11 protein-coding genes and 1 pseudogene are annotated in these 14,362 nt (G+C 62.9%); 9 read left to right on the top strand and 3 right to left on the bottom strand.

Annotated features, from left to right (window positions below):
- Window positions 1–15 precede the first annotated feature (15 nt).
- The 4 genes and pseudogenes from H2O14_RS15110 (at window position 16) to H2O14_RS15095 (ending at window position 4,686) form a co-directional block, all read left to right on the top strand.
- Window positions 16–1,961 (top strand): annotated as a pseudogene (locus tag H2O14_RS15110) (5'-nucleotidase C-terminal domain-containing protein).
- A 127-nt stretch (window positions 1,962–2,088) separates the two neighbouring features.
- Window positions 2,089–3,123 carry a ferrochelatase gene (gene hemH, locus H2O14_RS15105; RefSeq protein ID WP_182828297.1) on the top strand — a complete coding sequence of 345 codons (1,035 nt, stop codon included), beginning with the start codon at window positions 2,089–2,091 and terminating at the stop codon, window positions 3,121–3,123.
- 103 nt (window positions 3,124–3,226) lie between these two features.
- A complete protein-coding gene (locus H2O14_RS15100; protein WP_182829392.1) occupies window positions 3,227–4,231 on the top strand; it encodes an SPFH domain-containing protein in 1,005 nt (334 codons plus the stop codon).
- A complete protein-coding gene (locus H2O14_RS15095; RefSeq protein WP_182828296.1) occupies window positions 4,228–4,686 on the top strand; it encodes an NfeD family protein in 459 nt (152 codons plus the stop codon). The genes H2O14_RS15100 and H2O14_RS15095 overlap by 4 nt, the downstream gene beginning before the upstream one ends.
- 52 nt (window positions 4,687–4,738) lie before the next feature.
- On the opposite strand, the gene H2O14_RS15090 is transcribed toward H2O14_RS15095, so the two are convergent.
- Complete coding sequence (locus tag H2O14_RS15090) at window positions 4,739–5,734, bottom strand: SIS domain-containing protein (RefSeq protein WP_182828295.1); 996 nt, start codon at window positions 5,732–5,734, stop codon at window positions 4,739–4,741.
- A gap of 169 nt (window positions 5,735–5,903) precedes the next feature.
- Between H2O14_RS15090 and H2O14_RS15085 the strand changes: the two genes are divergently transcribed.
- The 5 genes from H2O14_RS15085 to treZ all read left to right on the top strand — a co-directional run bounded on the left by H2O14_RS15085 (window position 5,904) and on the right by treZ (window position 11,671).
- Complete coding sequence (locus H2O14_RS15085; protein WP_182828294.1) at window positions 5,904–7,367, top strand: outer membrane beta-barrel protein; 1,464 nt, start codon at window positions 5,904–5,906, stop codon at window positions 7,365–7,367.
- Window positions 7,368–7,427: 60 nt separating this feature from the next.
- Window positions 7,428–7,631 carry a hypothetical protein gene (locus tag H2O14_RS28890; protein WP_312858608.1) on the top strand — a complete coding sequence of 68 codons (204 nt, stop codon included), beginning with the start codon at window positions 7,428–7,430 and terminating at the stop codon, window positions 7,629–7,631.
- Window positions 7,622–7,936, top strand: coding sequence for a hypothetical protein (locus H2O14_RS28885; RefSeq protein WP_312858607.1), 315 nt, complete (start codon window positions 7,622–7,624; stop codon window positions 7,934–7,936). Before H2O14_RS28890 ends, H2O14_RS28885 begins: the two co-directional genes overlap by 10 nt.
- Window positions 7,937–8,045: 109 nt before the next feature.
- Window positions 8,046–9,752 (top strand): glycoside hydrolase family 13 protein, encoded by a 1,707-nt coding sequence (locus tag H2O14_RS15075; RefSeq protein ID WP_246697401.1) that lies wholly within the window; start codon window positions 8,046–8,048, stop codon window positions 9,750–9,752.
- Window positions 9,749–11,671 (top strand): malto-oligosyltrehalose trehalohydrolase, encoded by a 1,923-nt coding sequence (treZ, locus tag H2O14_RS15070; RefSeq protein WP_182828293.1) that lies wholly within the window; start codon window positions 9,749–9,751, stop codon window positions 11,669–11,671. Before H2O14_RS15075 ends, treZ begins: the two co-directional genes overlap by 4 nt.
- On the opposite strand, the gene H2O14_RS15065 is transcribed toward treZ, so the two are convergent.
- Both H2O14_RS15065 and H2O14_RS15060 read right to left on the bottom strand, forming a co-directional pair.
- Window positions 11,661–13,118: a UdgX family uracil-DNA binding protein gene (locus H2O14_RS15065; RefSeq protein WP_182828292.1), complete on the bottom strand. Its 1,458-nt coding sequence runs from the start codon at window positions 13,116–13,118 to the stop codon at window positions 11,661–11,663. The two genes, treZ and H2O14_RS15065, sit on opposite strands and share 11 nt — an antisense overlap.
- The gene (locus tag H2O14_RS15060; protein WP_182828291.1) at window positions 13,118–14,356 is read right to left on the bottom strand and encodes a putative DNA modification/repair radical SAM protein; all 1,239 of its coding nucleotides are present in this window, start codon (window positions 14,354–14,356) and stop codon (window positions 13,118–13,120) included. Before H2O14_RS15060 ends, H2O14_RS15065 begins: the two co-directional genes overlap by 1 nt.
- Between the last annotated feature and the right edge of the window lie 6 nt (window positions 14,357–14,362).

Genomic DNA, 14,362 nt, shown 5'->3' with positions numbered 1-14,362 from the left:
ACGAGGGAGAAAGACATGACGAAATTACTTCGCCTTGCACTTATCGGCGCCTCCGCGCTCGCCCTGTCCGCCGGCGCGGCGCTGGCGGATTACGAGCTGAACATCCTTCATATCAACGACTTCCATTCGCGCATCGAGGCGATCAACAAATACGATTCGACCTGCTCGACGGAGGAAGAAGGCAAGAACGAGTGCTTCGGCGGCGTCGCCCGCATGAAGACGGCCATCGATCAGGCCCGATCCGCGATAAAGGCCGCCAACGGCAATGTGCTGGTGCTGGACGCCGGCGACCAGGCGCAGGGTTCGCTGTTTTACTCGACCTACAAGACCAAGGCGATCGCCGACTTCATGAACGGCATCGGCTTCGACGCCATGGCGGTCGGCAATCACGAATTCGACGATGGCCCGGAAGAGCTCGCCAAGTTCATCGACGCCGCCAAATTCCCGATCATCTCGGGCAATGTCATGGCCCCGGCCAGCTCGCCGGTCGGCGGCAAGATCAAGCCCTATGTCATCGCCGATGTCGGCGGGCAGAAGGTGGCGATCCTGTCGGTTCTCGCCACCGATACGCCCGAGACCTCTTCCCCGGCCCCTCGATCCTGTTCGAAGACGAGATCACCTATCTCAAGTCGGCGGTGAAGGACGTCGAAGCCCAGGGCGTCAACAAGATCGTGCTGCTGTCGCATGTCGGCTATGTCAAGGACAAGGAAATCGCCGCAGCCGTCGACGGCATCGACGTGATCGTCGGCGGCCACAGCCATACGCTGTTGTCCAACACCGACGAGAAGGCCGCGGGCCCATACCCGACCATGGTCAAGGACCCGGCCGGCGTGGACGTGCCTGTGGTCACCTCCTACGCCTATTCCAAATATCTCGGCGAGCTGAAGCTCGTTTTCGACGATTCCGGCAAGGTCATCTCGGCCGCCGGCGCGCCCAAGCTGCTCGACGCTTCCGTGAAGCCCGACGAAGCCTTCGCCGCCAAGGTCAAGGAACTCGGCGCGCCGATCGAAGCGCTGAAGCAGAAGATCATCGGTTCGAGCACCGGCCCGATCGACGGCTCGCGCGACACCTGCCGCGCCAAGGAATGCGAGATGGGCAATCTTGTCGCCGACGCCATGCTCGACCGCGTCAAGGACCAGGGCGTCCAGATCGCCTTCGCCAATGGCGGCGGCCTTCGCGCCTCGATCGACGCCGGGGATGTCAGCATGGGCGAAGTTTTGACCGTGCTGCCGTTTCAGAACACGATCGCCACTTTCCAGCTGAAGGGCGAAGACGTGGTCGCCGCGCTCGAAAACGGCGCGAGCAAGATGGAGGAAGGCGCGGGCCGCTTCTCACAGGTGGCGGGCCTCAAATATTCGGTCGACGCCTCCAAGCCGGTCGGCAGCCGCATCTCCAATGTCGAGGTCAAGGACGGCGACGCCTTCAAACCGATCGATCCGGCCAAGGTCTACGGCGCGGTGGCCAACAACTACACCCGCAGCGGCGGCGACGGCTTCAAGGTCTTCGCCGAGAAGGGCATGAAGGCCTATGACTTCGGCCCGAGCCTCGAAGACACGGTGGCCGCCTATATCGGCAAGAATTCGCCCTACAAGCCCTATCTCGACGGCCGCATCACCGTGATCGCCGCGCCTGCGGCGGAGGCCCAGCCTGCCGCAGAAGCAAAGCCCGCTGCCGAGGCCAAGCCGGCCGCGGAGGTGAAACCCGTGACGGAAACGAAGCCTGCGGCGGAAGCCGCCGCGCCGGCGGCAACTGCGCCCGCGACGACCGCGCCTGCGGCAACGGACGCCGCCGCCATGCCGACCGAAACCAAGCATGTCATCGTCAAGGGCGACACGTTCTGGGATCTGGCCGAGAAATTCTACGGCAACGGTTTCGACTGGAAGAAGATCGCCGAAGCCAACGCGTCGCTGAAGCCGCGGGCCCTGCCCGTGGGCGGCGAGTTGACCGTCCCGGCCAAGTAAGGCGCGAGATCGGCGCATTATCCAGACGGCCCGGACTTTTCCGGGCCGTCTTTATTTTCTATATCCCTCGCGGGTTCATCCGGGGGCGCTGCCCCACGTAGAACGTCAGTCATTTGAAGGAATGGATATGAGCGCCGCGCCTGAGCATTTCCCGCCGAACCACCCTGAGATCAAGATCGGAAAAGTCGGGGTTCTCCTCGTCAATCTCGGCACGCCCGACGGCACCGACTACACCTCCATGCGGCGTTATCTCAAGGAATTCCTGATGGACCGCCGGGTGATCGAATGGTCGCCCTGGTTCTGGTATCCGATCCTGTTCGGCATCGTGCTCAACAAGCGCCCGCAGAAGGTCGGCAAGGCCTATGAAGAGATCTGGAACAAGGACCTGAATGAAAGCTACCTGCGCACCTATACGCGGTCGCAGGCCGAGAAGATGCAGGCGCGGCTCGGCGATCTCGCCAATGTCGTGGTGGATTGGGGCATGCGCTATGGGCAGCCCTCGATCAAGGACCGCATCAACGCATTGAAGGACCAGGGCTGCGACCGAATCCTGCTGTTTCCGCTCTATCCGCAATATGCGGCAGCGACTACCGCCACCGTCAACGACAAGGCCTTCGATGCGCTGAAAGCCATGCGCTGGCAGCCGGCGTTGCGCACCGTGCCGGCCTATCACGACCACCCCGCCTATATCGACGCGCTGGCGAAATCGATCGAAAAACATCTCGCCAGCCTCGACTGGGAGCCGGAACTGGTCGTGACCTCCTATCACGGCATTCCGCAATCCTATTTCAAGAAGGGCGATCCCTATCACTGCGCCTGCTACAAGACGACGCGTCTATTGCGTGAACGTCTCGGCTGGGAGAAGGAACGGCTGATGGTCACCTTCCAGTCCCGCTTCGGACCGGAAGAATGGCTGCAGCCCTATACCGACAAGACCATGGAAAAGCTCGCACAGGACGGCGTCAAGCGGATCGCCGTCATCAATCCCGGCTTCGTGTCGGACTGCCTGGAAACGCTGGAGGAGATCGCCGGCGAGGCCGGAGAGATCTTCCATCATGCCGGCGGCGAGAAATTCACCCACATCCCCTGCCTCAACGACAGCGAAGAAGGCATGGACGCGCTCGAGGCGCAGGTGCGCCGCGAACTGATGGGCTGGGTCTGACAAACGAGCCGAACGCCCCTCTTGCAAATAAACGCCCGCCGTCAGACGTATACGTATAGGATGAAGCGGAACAGCAAGAGGGAGCGTTTACGCCATGGAATTCCTGTCCGGAATGGATATCGCCGTCATCGTCGTGGTCGGCCTGATCATCCTCACCCTGTTCGCCGGCATCAAGACGGTGCCGCAGGGCTATAATTACACCGTCGAGCGGTTCCAGAAATACACCCGCACCCTGCATCCCGGCCTCAACCTCATCATTCCCTTCATCGACACGATCGGGGCGAAGATGAATGTGATGGAGCAGGTGCTCGACGTTCCGACCCAGGAAGTGATCACCAAGGACAACGCCTCGGTCCGCGCCGATGCGGTGGCCTTCTACCAGGTGCTGAACGCCGCCCAGGCCGCCTACCAGATTTCCAATCTCAACCAGGCGCTTCTCAACCTGACCATGACGAACATTCGCTCGGTCATGGGCTCGATGGATCTCGACGAACTGCTCTCCAACCGCGACACGATCAACGAGCGCCTCTTGCGCACCGTCGATGACGCCGCCAATCCCTGGGGCATCAAGATCACCCGCGTCGAAATAAAGGATATCACCCCGCCGGCGGACCTCGTCGAATCCATGGGGCGGCAGATGAAGGCGGAGCGCGAAAAACGCGCCCAGGTGCTGGAAGCCGAAGGCTTCCGCGCCTCGCAGATCCTGAAGGCCGAAGGCGCCAAGCAGGCGGCGATCCTGAAAGCCGAAGGCGAGCGTGAAGCCGCGTTCCGTGAGGCCGAGGCCCGCGAGCGCATGGCGCAAGCCGAAGCCAAGGCGACGCAGATGGTGTCGGAAGCCATCGCAGCTGGCGACGTGCAGGCGATCAACTACTTCGTCGCGCAGAAATACACCGAGGCGCTGACCTCGATCGGCACTGCGGGCAATTCCAAGATCGTGCTGATGCCGATGGAGGCTTCTTCGCTGATCGGCACGCTCGGCGGCATCGGCGCCATCGCCAAGGAAGTGTTCGGCGCCGACGGCGCGCCGCCACGTCCCGTCAATCGAGTGGCGCAAGCGTCCACGCCTGTGGTCAATCCCTTCGCGCCGCGCACGGATGGCCAGTCATGATCATCGGGCTCATCCAATCGCTGGGACCCTGGAGCTGGGTGATCCTGGGCGCGGCGTTGCTGGCCGCCGAGATCGCTCTACCCGGCAATTTCCTGATCTGGGTGGGTCTCGCCGCCGCGGCGATCGGCGCCGTGTCTCTGGCCGCCTGGAATGCGGCCTGGTGGTCCTGGGAGATTCAGTGGCTGGCCTTCGCCGCCCTGTCCTGCCTGTTCCTGTTCGTCGGCAGGGGCTGGCTTCGTCGAAGGGGCGAGGACAGCGACGAGCCGTTGCTCAACAAGCGCGCCCAAAGCCTGGTCGGCCGCATGGGCGATCTCATCGACCCCATCCACAACGGTTTTGGCCGAGTAAAGCTCGGCGACACGGTCTGGGTCGTCAAAGGGCCCGATCTGCCGGTCGGCGCGAAGGTGAAAGTCGTGGCCGCCGACGGCTCTGATCTGCTGGTGGAGGCCGGTTGACGCCGGCCCCGGGGCGGTTGACGCCGGCTCATATGGTTCGCCGGCCCTTTCCTCAGGCGACGCCGATCCGAAGAAGATCGTGGAAATGCACGATGCCCTGAGGACGATGGTCGTCGTCGATGACGATCAGCGCCGAAATGCTGTATTGCTCGAGAAGCGCCATCGCGGTTGCGGCCAGGACGTTGCCCTTCACCGTCTTCGGATTGGGCGTCATGACGTCGTCCACGTCGAGCACCGAGAGATCGCGGGCCAGATTGCGCGCCATGTCGCCTTCGGTGACGATGCCGCAGAGGCGTCCCTCTTCATCCACCACACCGACGCAACCGAAGCGTTTGCGCGACAACACCAGCACCGCTTCCGGCATCGACGTGCCCTTGGGCACCAGCGGCACGCGGTCGCCGGCATGCATGACGTCGCGGACATGCGACAATGTCGCGCCCAGCTTGCCGCCGGGATGGAAGGTCTTGAAATCGCCTGCCGTAAAGCCGCGAGCTTCAAGAAGCGCCACCGCGATGGCGTCGCCGATGGCGAGCTGCATCAGCGCCGATGTGGTCGGCGCCAGTCCATGCGGACAGGCCTCCTGCGACTTCGGCAGGCAGAGAACGATGTCGGCGCTGCGCGCCAATGTCGAATCCGGCCCCGACGTGACCGCGATCAACGGGATCGAGAATCGGCGGGAATAAGCAAGGATGCCCTGAAGCTCGGTGCTTTCCCCGCTCCAGGACAAAGCGATGATGGCGTCGTGCGGCGTGATCATGCCGAGATCGCCGTGATTGGCCTCGACCGGATGCACGAAGAATGCCGGCGTGCCCGTCGAGGCAAGCGTCGCGGCAATCTTGGCGCCGACATGACCGCTCTTGCCGATGCCGGTGACGATGACGCGACCGGAAATGCCGCCCAACCGGGCGATCGCGGCGGTGAAGCTCTCCGACAATCCGTTCGACAGCGCCTTTTCGAGGTCGGCGAGCCCCGATTTCTCGGCGCGGATGGTGCGGATCGCGGAGAGGGCGGCGTCGCTCTCGGTCAAGTTCAGAATAGTGTCGTTCATGCCGGTCGTTTACTCCTTCCGCCGCGCTTGTCCAGAGACGGTTCGGCAAAAATCGATTTAAGGCGGCTGCCGAGGCGGCCCGCGTTGCAGCCGGGCCCCAGTTGGAAACGCTTCGTTAACCTTGCTCCTTTACCAATGAGTAATCATTGACGCCAATCACCCGGTTCGCATGTCCAAACGCGCCCTCGACGCCCGCTTAAAGTCGCGCATTCTCTCCTCGCTGCTGATCGTGGCGGGCGCGACCCTCATGTGTGCGGCAGACGCCCGGGCCCAGAGCGCGACCATGGCCCCGCCCTCCGACGAAACCGATCGGACCTGGGCCGCGACGACGACGGACCAGACCGCCGAACCGGGCGACGCGGACGATCAAACGCGACAGGATGTCCAGCCGACGCCGGATGCCGATATCGACCGGAACGCGGCGGCCGACGCCGCGCTTCGGCAGGATCTCGGCCGGCAAAACCTGTCGGAACAGACCGTCGACGGACTGCGCGCCCGGCGTCCCGAAAGCGAGGAGACGCCCGGCATTCCGGTCGGCGCCTTCACGCTCCGGCCGACGATCACCGGCGGCGCCGGCTTCGAACGCGAGAAATCCAGCGACAGGACCAAGACCCGGTCCTATCTGCAGACCGGGCTGAAGGGCTCGCTGACCTCCAACTGGTCCGAGCACGAATTGCGGATCGACACCAACGGAACCTGGCAGAAGACGCTGAGCGGCTTTAAGAGCGACGATCCCGAAGGCTCGATCAACGCCGCTCTGCGGCTCGACATTTCCAACGACATGATCGCCAATCTGACCGCCGGCTACAGTCTCGAACGCGAGGATATCGGCGACGCCAACGCGATCGACGGGGCGACCAATCAGGCAGAGGTCGCGACCTGGACCGCCGGCGCATCGATCACCCGCGATCTCGGCCTTATCCGCGGCACGCTCGGCGTCGATTTCGAGCGCGAGACCTATGGGGACGCCACGCTGTCGACAGGCCAGCGGCTCGACCAATCCGACCGCAACCAGAACACCGCCACGCTGCGCGGTCGGCTCGGCTACGAATTGTCTCCTGCGCTCATTCCCTTCATCGAAGCATCCTATGGCCGGATGATCTACGACAATACCCGCGACGGCGCCGGCTATCTGCGCGACGCCGATCTCTACGCCGCCAAGACCGGCGTCGAGTTCGACATGGGCGAAAAACTGCGCGGCGAGATCGGGGCCGGCTATACGATCGCTGACTTTAAGGACGGCAGGCTCGATCAACTCTCCGGCCTGACCATCAACGGCGACGCCAACTGGTCGCCGCAACGTGGGACGGATGTGGCGCTGGGCCTCAAGACCGACGTCGAACCCTCGACTTCCGCGGGATCGAGCGGCTCCATCGCCTATACCACCGACATGGCTCTGACGCAGGTGATCATCGAGGACCTTCGCGGCAAACTTTCGGCCGGCGCGACATGGCGCGACTACAAATCCGCCGCCGCCAACCAGACGGTCTACGATCTCGGCGCGGGCGTCACCTGGGGCATCTCGCGCTCGCTCGACCTGACCGCCGACGTCGCCTGGGAGCGCTCGTCGCAGAAGGGATCGGCGGCGCAGGAAACGCTGACCGGCCTGGTGGGTCTCTCGCTGAAACGCTGAGTTTCGGAACTCCTGCAGCCTTTCGTCGTTCTCGACAGAAGCAATGTCAGGAGCGACAAGATGAAAACCGTGATGATCGCAGCGGCCGCCCTTCTGGCCTTTACTCCGCCGTTTTCCGCCCAGGCGGATGACGCAGCGTTTCTCCGTTCCCTGAGCGGCGAATGGAAAGGCGGAGGCTCGGTGAAGACGCGCACGAACCGTGCGCCGATCAACGTGTCCTGCTCCTTCTCTCGTCGGTCGGCAAAGCGACGTCTTTGTCGCTGAACGGCAAATGTCGTGGCTTCGTGGTGATCAGCCGGCGGATCGGCGCCGATCTCAAGATCGCCAAAGGCCGTTATCGCGGCACCTATGTCGGCGCAGGCACCGGGCCAGCCGGTCTTTCCGGCAAACGCGCCGGCAATGCGCTGCAGCTCGACATTCGCTGGGCGAAATCCGTCAACGGCGACCGCAGCGCCCGGTTGACGGTGGAAAAGGTCGGCGCGAACGGCATGCGGCTGGTGACCACCGACCGCGATCCCGCCAGCGGAAAAACGGTCGTGACCAGTCAGATCGACCTGAAGCGCAATTGACTTCGTCATGCGTCGGATCGTCCGACCATGAGAGTCGGCCCCGGCGCCGTGCGCGATCAGACGAGCGAACTCCCTCCCATGGATTTCCGGAGACCCAGATGCAGACCACATGGTGGCAGTCCGAGACCGTCTATCAAATCTATCCGAGAAGCTTCTTCGACACAGCAATGGCGATGGGATCGGCGATATCGCCGGCATTACCTCACGGCTGGATTATCTGCAGCGGCTCGGCGTCGGTCTTCTCTGGTTGTCGCCGATCTTCAAGTCGCCGATGGACGACAACGGATACGACATTTCGGATTACCAGGCGATCGCCCCGGAATTCGGGAGTTTCGACGATTTCGACGAACTTCTCTCGGAAGCGAGGAAGCGGGATATCGGCATTCTCCTCGACCTTGTCGTCAACCATACATCAGACGAGCATGTCTGGTTTCAGGAAGCCCGTAAATCGCGCGACAACCCGTTCCGCGACTATTACGTCTGGCGCGACCCCACCGACAAAGGCGGCCTGCCCAACCAGCTGAATTCGGATTTCGGCGGCCCAGCCTGGACATTCGAATCCGCAACCGGCCAATATTACTTCCACCAGTTCTCGCATCGGCAACCGGACCTGAACTGGGAGAACGCCGATATGCGCCGGGACATCTACGGCATGATGAACTGGTGGCTGGACAAGGGCATCGCCGGCTTCCGCATGGACGTGATCGACCGAATCGGCAAGCAGGTCGACGAGGGCGTGACGACGGACGGTCCGCATCTGCACGACTATCTTCAGGAAATGCATCGCGAAACCCTGGCCGGACGCGATGTGCTGACCGTCGGCGAAGCCTGGAGCGCCACTCCGGGATCGGCGCTGCTTTATACCGGCCGCGCCCGTAACGAATTGTCGATGATCTTCCAGTTCGAACATGTGACCCAGCAATGGGACAAGGTCTATGGCAAATGGAAGCCGAAGCCCTTCGATCTCGTCGGCCTCAAATCCGTGCTCGGCAAATGGCAGATGGCGCTATCCGACGACGGCTGGAACTCGCTGTTCTGGGGCAATCACGATCTGCCGCGCGCGGTCTCGCGCTATGGCGACGCCGCGGGCTTCCACCGCGAATCCGCCACCATGCTCGCCACCGCGCTACATTTCCTCAAGGGCACGCCCTTCGTCTATCAGGGCGAGGAGATCGGCATGACCAACGCCGCCTTTTCGTCGATCGATCAATACAAGGACATCGAGACGTTGAACATGCACCGGCTGCATGTCGAAGCGGGCCGTTCTTCGGAAGAGTTCATCGCCGGCGCCAACCAGAACGGTCGCGACAATGCACGCACGCCCATGCAATGGAGCGCCGCGCCGAATGGCGGTTTCACCACCGGCGTGCCCTGGATCGAGACCAATCCCAACTTCCTGCGCATCAACGCCGAAACGGAAATGGGTGACGAGCGCTCGATCTGGAATCATTACCGGCGGCTGATCGAGCTTCGCAAGCGCCACCCCATCATGGTGCATGGCGCATTTCAATCCTATCTCGACCAGCATCCCAAGCTCTTCGTCTATACCCGCCGGCTGGGCGACGAGCGCATCGTCGTGATGGCCAACTTCAGCGCCGATATCGTGACCGCTACGCTGCCGACGGAGCTCTCGACGCAAGGACGGACACTGATCACCAATTACGAGCCGCGCGAACGGCTGGAAGGAAACATCGAGATGAAGCCCTACGAGGCCTTCGCCCTGCTGGAAGAGACGCTGGTCGCCGTCGCCGACGACAACAAAGCCGAGAGCGCGCTACCCGCGGAACTGACAAAGGCGTTGGAGCCGCAGGCATGATCGCCGAGCGTCGTTACCCGATCGGGGCTGAACTGCGGGAAGACGGCTGCGCCTTCCGGCTCTGGGCGCCGGAGCGCGACAGAGTGGATCTTGTCCTCGACGACCATGACCATCCTATGGAGAGAGAGGATGACGGCTATTTCTCGCTGGCTGTTGCCGGCGTCAAGGAAGGCGCTCTCTATCATTTCAGGCTGGACGGCGGCGAGGCGCTGTTTGCTGATCCCGCCTCGCGCCGACAGCCCGAGGGACCGACCGGTCCGTCGATGGTCGTCAACGCGCATTCCTTCGTCTGGCAAGACGCCGGTTGGACGGGCGTCGTCCGCGACGGCCAAGTGGTCTATGAAATGCATATCGGGACTTTCACACCCGAAGGCACATGGGCGGCAGCGGCCAAGATGCTGCCGCGTCTCCAGGAGGTCGGCGTCACCGTCGTCGAGATGATGCCCGTCAATGAATTCGACGGCGCCTTCGGCTGGGGATATGACGGCGTATTGCCGTTTGCGCCGACGCGGCTTTACGGGAGCCCCGACGACCTGAAGGCCTTCATCGACACCGCGCATTCGCTCGGCATCGGCGTCATCCTCGACGTCGTCTACAATCACTTCGGCCCAGGCCACCGCTTCAAGGATTTCAGCCGCTTCTATTTCAGCCAGGGACCGGCCAACGAATGGGGCGAGGCGATCAATTTCGATGGCGAGAATTCGGGTCCGGTGCGGGAATTCTTTATCGCCAACGCCGCCTACTGGATCGAGGAATTTCACTTCGACGGGTTGCGCATCGACGCCATCCAGGCGCTGATCGACAAGACGCGGCCGCATATCGTCGGCGAGATCAGCCGGGCCTGCCGCCGCGCCGGCAAGGGACGCGCCATCTACATCGTCGGCGAGAACGAGCCGCAGGAAGCCCGACTTGTCAAGCCGCTGGAAGAAGGCGGCGACGGGCTGGATTCGTTGTGGAACGATGATTTCCACCATTCCGCCAAGGTCGCGCTGACCGGGCGCAACGAAGCCTATCTCCATGATCACAGGGGCGCGCCGCAAGAATTCATCGCCGCCGCAAAATACGGCTATCTCTTTCAGGGACAGCGTCATGATTGGCAGGACTATCGGCGCGGATCGCCGTCGCTCGACCTGAAGCCGTCGCATTTCATCCATTTCCTGCAGAACCATGACCAGATCGCCAACTCCGCCAAGGGGTTGCGGATGTCGAGCCTGGCCTCGCCGCCACGCATTCGCGCCATGACGGCGCTTTTGATGTTGGGGCCACAGACGCCGATGCTGTTTCAGGGGCAGGAATTCGGCGCCGCCACCAATTTCCACTATTTCGCCGACCAGCCGCATTCCGATACGAAAGCCTTGGTGCGCAATGGCCGCTCGGATTTTCTGAGCCAGTTTCCGTCCATCCGCGACCCCGAGATCAAGGCCGGCCTCGCCGATCCCTGTGACCGGGCCACATTCGAGTCATCGCGGCTCGACTGGTCGGAATGGGAAAAGAACATATCGGCTCGCGCCCTGCATGCCGATCTCGTCTCGCTCAGGCGCGGCCAACCGGCTTTCAGGAGCGCAGCCGATGACCGGCGGGTCGACGGCTCGGTCCTGTCGACAAACGCGTTTTTCCTGCGTTTCTTCGCTGACGAGAGCGCCGGCGATCTTCTGCTGCTCCTCAATTTCGGAGCGGACCTGCCTGTGACGAGCGTGCCGGATCCGTTGTTCGCCGCGCCGGCGGGATGCGAGTGGAGTCTCCTCTGGTCGAGCGAGTGGAGCCGCTATGGCGGGACGGGCCAGCGGCCGATCGACCTGATGGACCGTTTCTTGCTGTCCGCCGACAGCGCCTTGGTCTTTGCCGGCAAACCAGAAAGACCGAGATCGCGACGTGACGCGGCCGGCGTGAAAGTCTGGCAGGACCAGATCACGTTTTGAGATCGGCCAGAGCTCGCGCCAGCGTCCGCATATCCTCGGTGAAGGCGGCGCGGGCTTCGGCGACGGCTTCGGGAGAGCCGGCGCGCAGCACCGCAGAAGGATGGATGGTGATGAAGACGGGCGTATCGTCCTCGGACCTCTCGAGCATGCCGCGCCGTTTGAGGATGCCGTCGCCATCCCCGGTGACGGCATAGGCGGCGGTCGCTCCGAGCACGACGATCAGCTTCGGCCGAGTAAATTGTTTCTCCAGATCCAGCCACCAGCGGCAGGCGATGACCTCGCCCTTGTCGGGCCGCTTGTGGATGCGTCGTTTGCCGCGCGGTTCGAATTTGAAATGCTTCACGGCATTGGTGACATAGGCCTGCCGTCGGTCGATCCCCGCTTCTTCGAGCGCGGCATTAAACACCTTTCCGGCGGGGCCCACAAAGGGACGCCCGGCGAGATCTTCCTGATCGCCCGGCTGCTCGCCGACGAACATCAACGGGTTCTTCGTTTCACCTTCGCCGAATACGGTCTGAGTGGCGTTGCAATAGAGGTCGCAACGTGTGCAATGACGCGCCTGCGACTTCGCTTCCTCCAGAGTGTCGGGAACCTTTTCCCTGTCGGGCATGTCGACTTGTCCCACGCGGCTCAAAATGCGCTCGGCGCGCGGCGACGGCAGCGTCGGCATGGCGGCGCGCATTTCCTGCACCTGCCGTTCAGCGCCGGCGATGAGTTCGGGAATGAGCCGGGCTTCCGGAAGGTTCTTCCAGTATTTGACCGGCATTTCGCTCTTCATCGCCTTCACCTTCAGGCGGGCGGGATTGAAGATGTTGCGATAATAGGTGCGCCAGAGATCGTCGGCGGCGTCGTCAGGCATATCGGGCCGGCCCTCGCAGGGCGAGATGGACAAGGCGCCATCGAGAAACAGAGCCGCAGCGCCGGGCGTCACGATCATCCAGTCCATATCGGCGAAGCGGCGTGCGAAGAAGGGCGCGGTGCGCTCCAGAATGAAATGGTCGGGCTCGAACCAGGCGACGAAGCGCCGTCGGTCTCCCTCCCCTCCGACTTCGCGGAAGCGGACGAAAGCCTTCATCTTGTGGCTGTCGCGCCGGACGGATTTCTCCATCGCCATGAGCGCCGCGACATCGCGGTCGGACCGATCCTGCAGGATGCTGCGATCCGCCTGCAGCCGAAACAGCAGTCGGTAAGGCAGGCTGAAACGCTCCGGACCGGAATGGCAGAGCGCGGCCTCGGCGAGCGGCAGGAAAGCTGCGGGACTACGCGGCTCCTGAATAGGCGTGTATCTCGCCTCATCCGCCAGATCGAAGCCGCCGAAGAGATCGCCGCCCTCGCCTTCCACGCGCCAGGACACGACCTCGGGTGGCGCGCCCTTCAGCAGCAGCGTGCGCGCTTCGCTCCGCCAGGCCTCGGCAAAGCCCAGTTTCGGCAGGATGACGGAAACCATCAGAACAGCGACAATTGTTGCGGCGCCGGCTGGAATCGCGCCTTGAGGCCCTCGGAATCGGTGAGCCCACGCGGGTTCCAGTCGACACAGGAGATGAAGGGCCGGGCCTTGCTCATCACCGCGCCGAGCCGCACGAGGTCGTCATGGCGCAGCGACTTGACCCGCCGCGACGTGAGGATGCGTCCGACGGATTTGGAGCCGAAGCCGGGCACGCGCAGCAGCGTCTCCTTGCCCGCCTTGTTGACGTCGACGGGAAAGGCGCCGCGATTGGCGAGCGCCCAGGCGAGCTTGGGATCGAGGCCGAGATCCAGCATGCCGCCCGGCTGCGCCGACATGATCTCGCGGGCGGAGAAGCCGTAGAAACGAGTCAGCCAATCGGCCTGGTAAAGCCGGTGCTCGCGGATCAGCGGCGGCTTTATCAGAGGCAGCGCGGACGACGAATCCGGAATGGGGCTGAAGGCGGAATAATAATAGACGCGGCGCAGCTGGTAGCCGGAATAAAGGCTTTCGCTGCGCACGAGAATATCCTCGTCCGTGCTGGCGTCGGCGCCGATGATCATCTGCGTGCTCTGGCCAGCCGGCGTGAAGCGCTTCTTCTTCTTGGTGATCGGGCTCGGTTCGGAATGTTCGTCGATCTTGAGCCGAAGATCGGCCATGGATTTGCGGATCGACACTGGGCTCTTCTGCGGCGCATAGCGCGTCACGGACTGGTCCTGCGGCAATTCGATATTGATCGACAGGCGGTCGGCGAAGAGCCCCGCCTCCTCCACCAAAGCGGGGGCGGCGTCCGGAATGGTCTTGAGGTGGATATAGCCGCGGAAATTGTGAACCTGACGCAGGTCGCGTGCGATGCGCACCATATCCGCCATCGTGTCGTCGGGCGATTTGATGATGCCGGAGGAGAGGAACAGGCCCTCGATATAGTTGCGGCGATAGAATTCGATCGTCAGCCAGACCACTTCGTCGGGCGTGAAGCGCGCCCCCTGTACATTCGACGACGCCCGGTTGATGCAATAGGCGCAATCATAGATGCAGAAATTGGTCATCAGGATCTTGAGCAGCGAGATGCAGCGCCCATCCGGCGCATAAGCGTGGCAGATGCCCATGCTTTCCGTGGAGCCGAGCCCCTTGCCATCAGCCGAATTGCGCTTGGTCGTTCCGGAGGAGGCGCAGGAGGCGTCATATTTCGCGGCGTCCGAGAGGATCGCCAGCTTGTCGCGAATCTTGAGCTGAACCATACGTTC

It is taken from the genome of Rhizobium sp. G21, from assembly GCF_014158035.1.
Lineage (GTDB): Bacteria > Pseudomonadota > Alphaproteobacteria > Rhizobiales > Rhizobiaceae > Rhizobium_E.
This window is presented reverse-complemented; position numbering and strand designations above follow the sequence as displayed.

What these genes read in the sequence shown, in the direction of transcription:
- hemH (WP_182828297.1), top strand. Translation starts at nt 2,089, where the DNA reads ATGAGCGCCGCGCCTGAGCATTTCCCGCCGAACCACCCTGAGATCAAG.
- H2O14_RS15095 (WP_182828296.1), top strand. Translation starts at nt 4,228, where the DNA reads ATGATCATCGGGCTCATCCAATCGCTGGGACCCTGGAGCTGGGTGATC.
- H2O14_RS15090 (WP_182828295.1), bottom strand. Translation starts at nt 5,734, where the DNA reads ATGAACGACACTATTCTGAACTTGACCGAGAGCGACGCCGCCCTCTCC.
- H2O14_RS15085 (WP_182828294.1), top strand. Translation starts at nt 5,904, where the DNA reads ATGTCCAAACGCGCCCTCGACGCCCGCTTAAAGTCGCGCATTCTCTCC.
- H2O14_RS28890 (WP_312858608.1), top strand. Translation starts at nt 7,428, where the DNA reads ATGAAAACCGTGATGATCGCAGCGGCCGCCCTTCTGGCCTTTACTCCG.
- H2O14_RS15075 (WP_246697401.1), top strand. Translation starts at nt 8,046, where the DNA reads ATGGTGGCAGTCCGAGACCGTCTATCAAATCTATCCGAGAAGCTTCTT.
- treZ (WP_182828293.1), top strand. Translation starts at nt 9,749, where the DNA reads ATGATCGCCGAGCGTCGTTACCCGATCGGGGCTGAACTGCGGGAAGAC.
- H2O14_RS15065 (WP_182828292.1), bottom strand. Translation starts at nt 13,118, where the DNA reads ATGGTTTCCGTCATCCTGCCGAAACTGGGCTTTGCCGAGGCCTGGCGG.
- H2O14_RS15060 (WP_182828291.1), bottom strand. Translation starts at nt 14,356, where the DNA reads ATGGTTCAGCTCAAGATTCGCGACAAGCTGGCGATCCTCTCGGACGCC.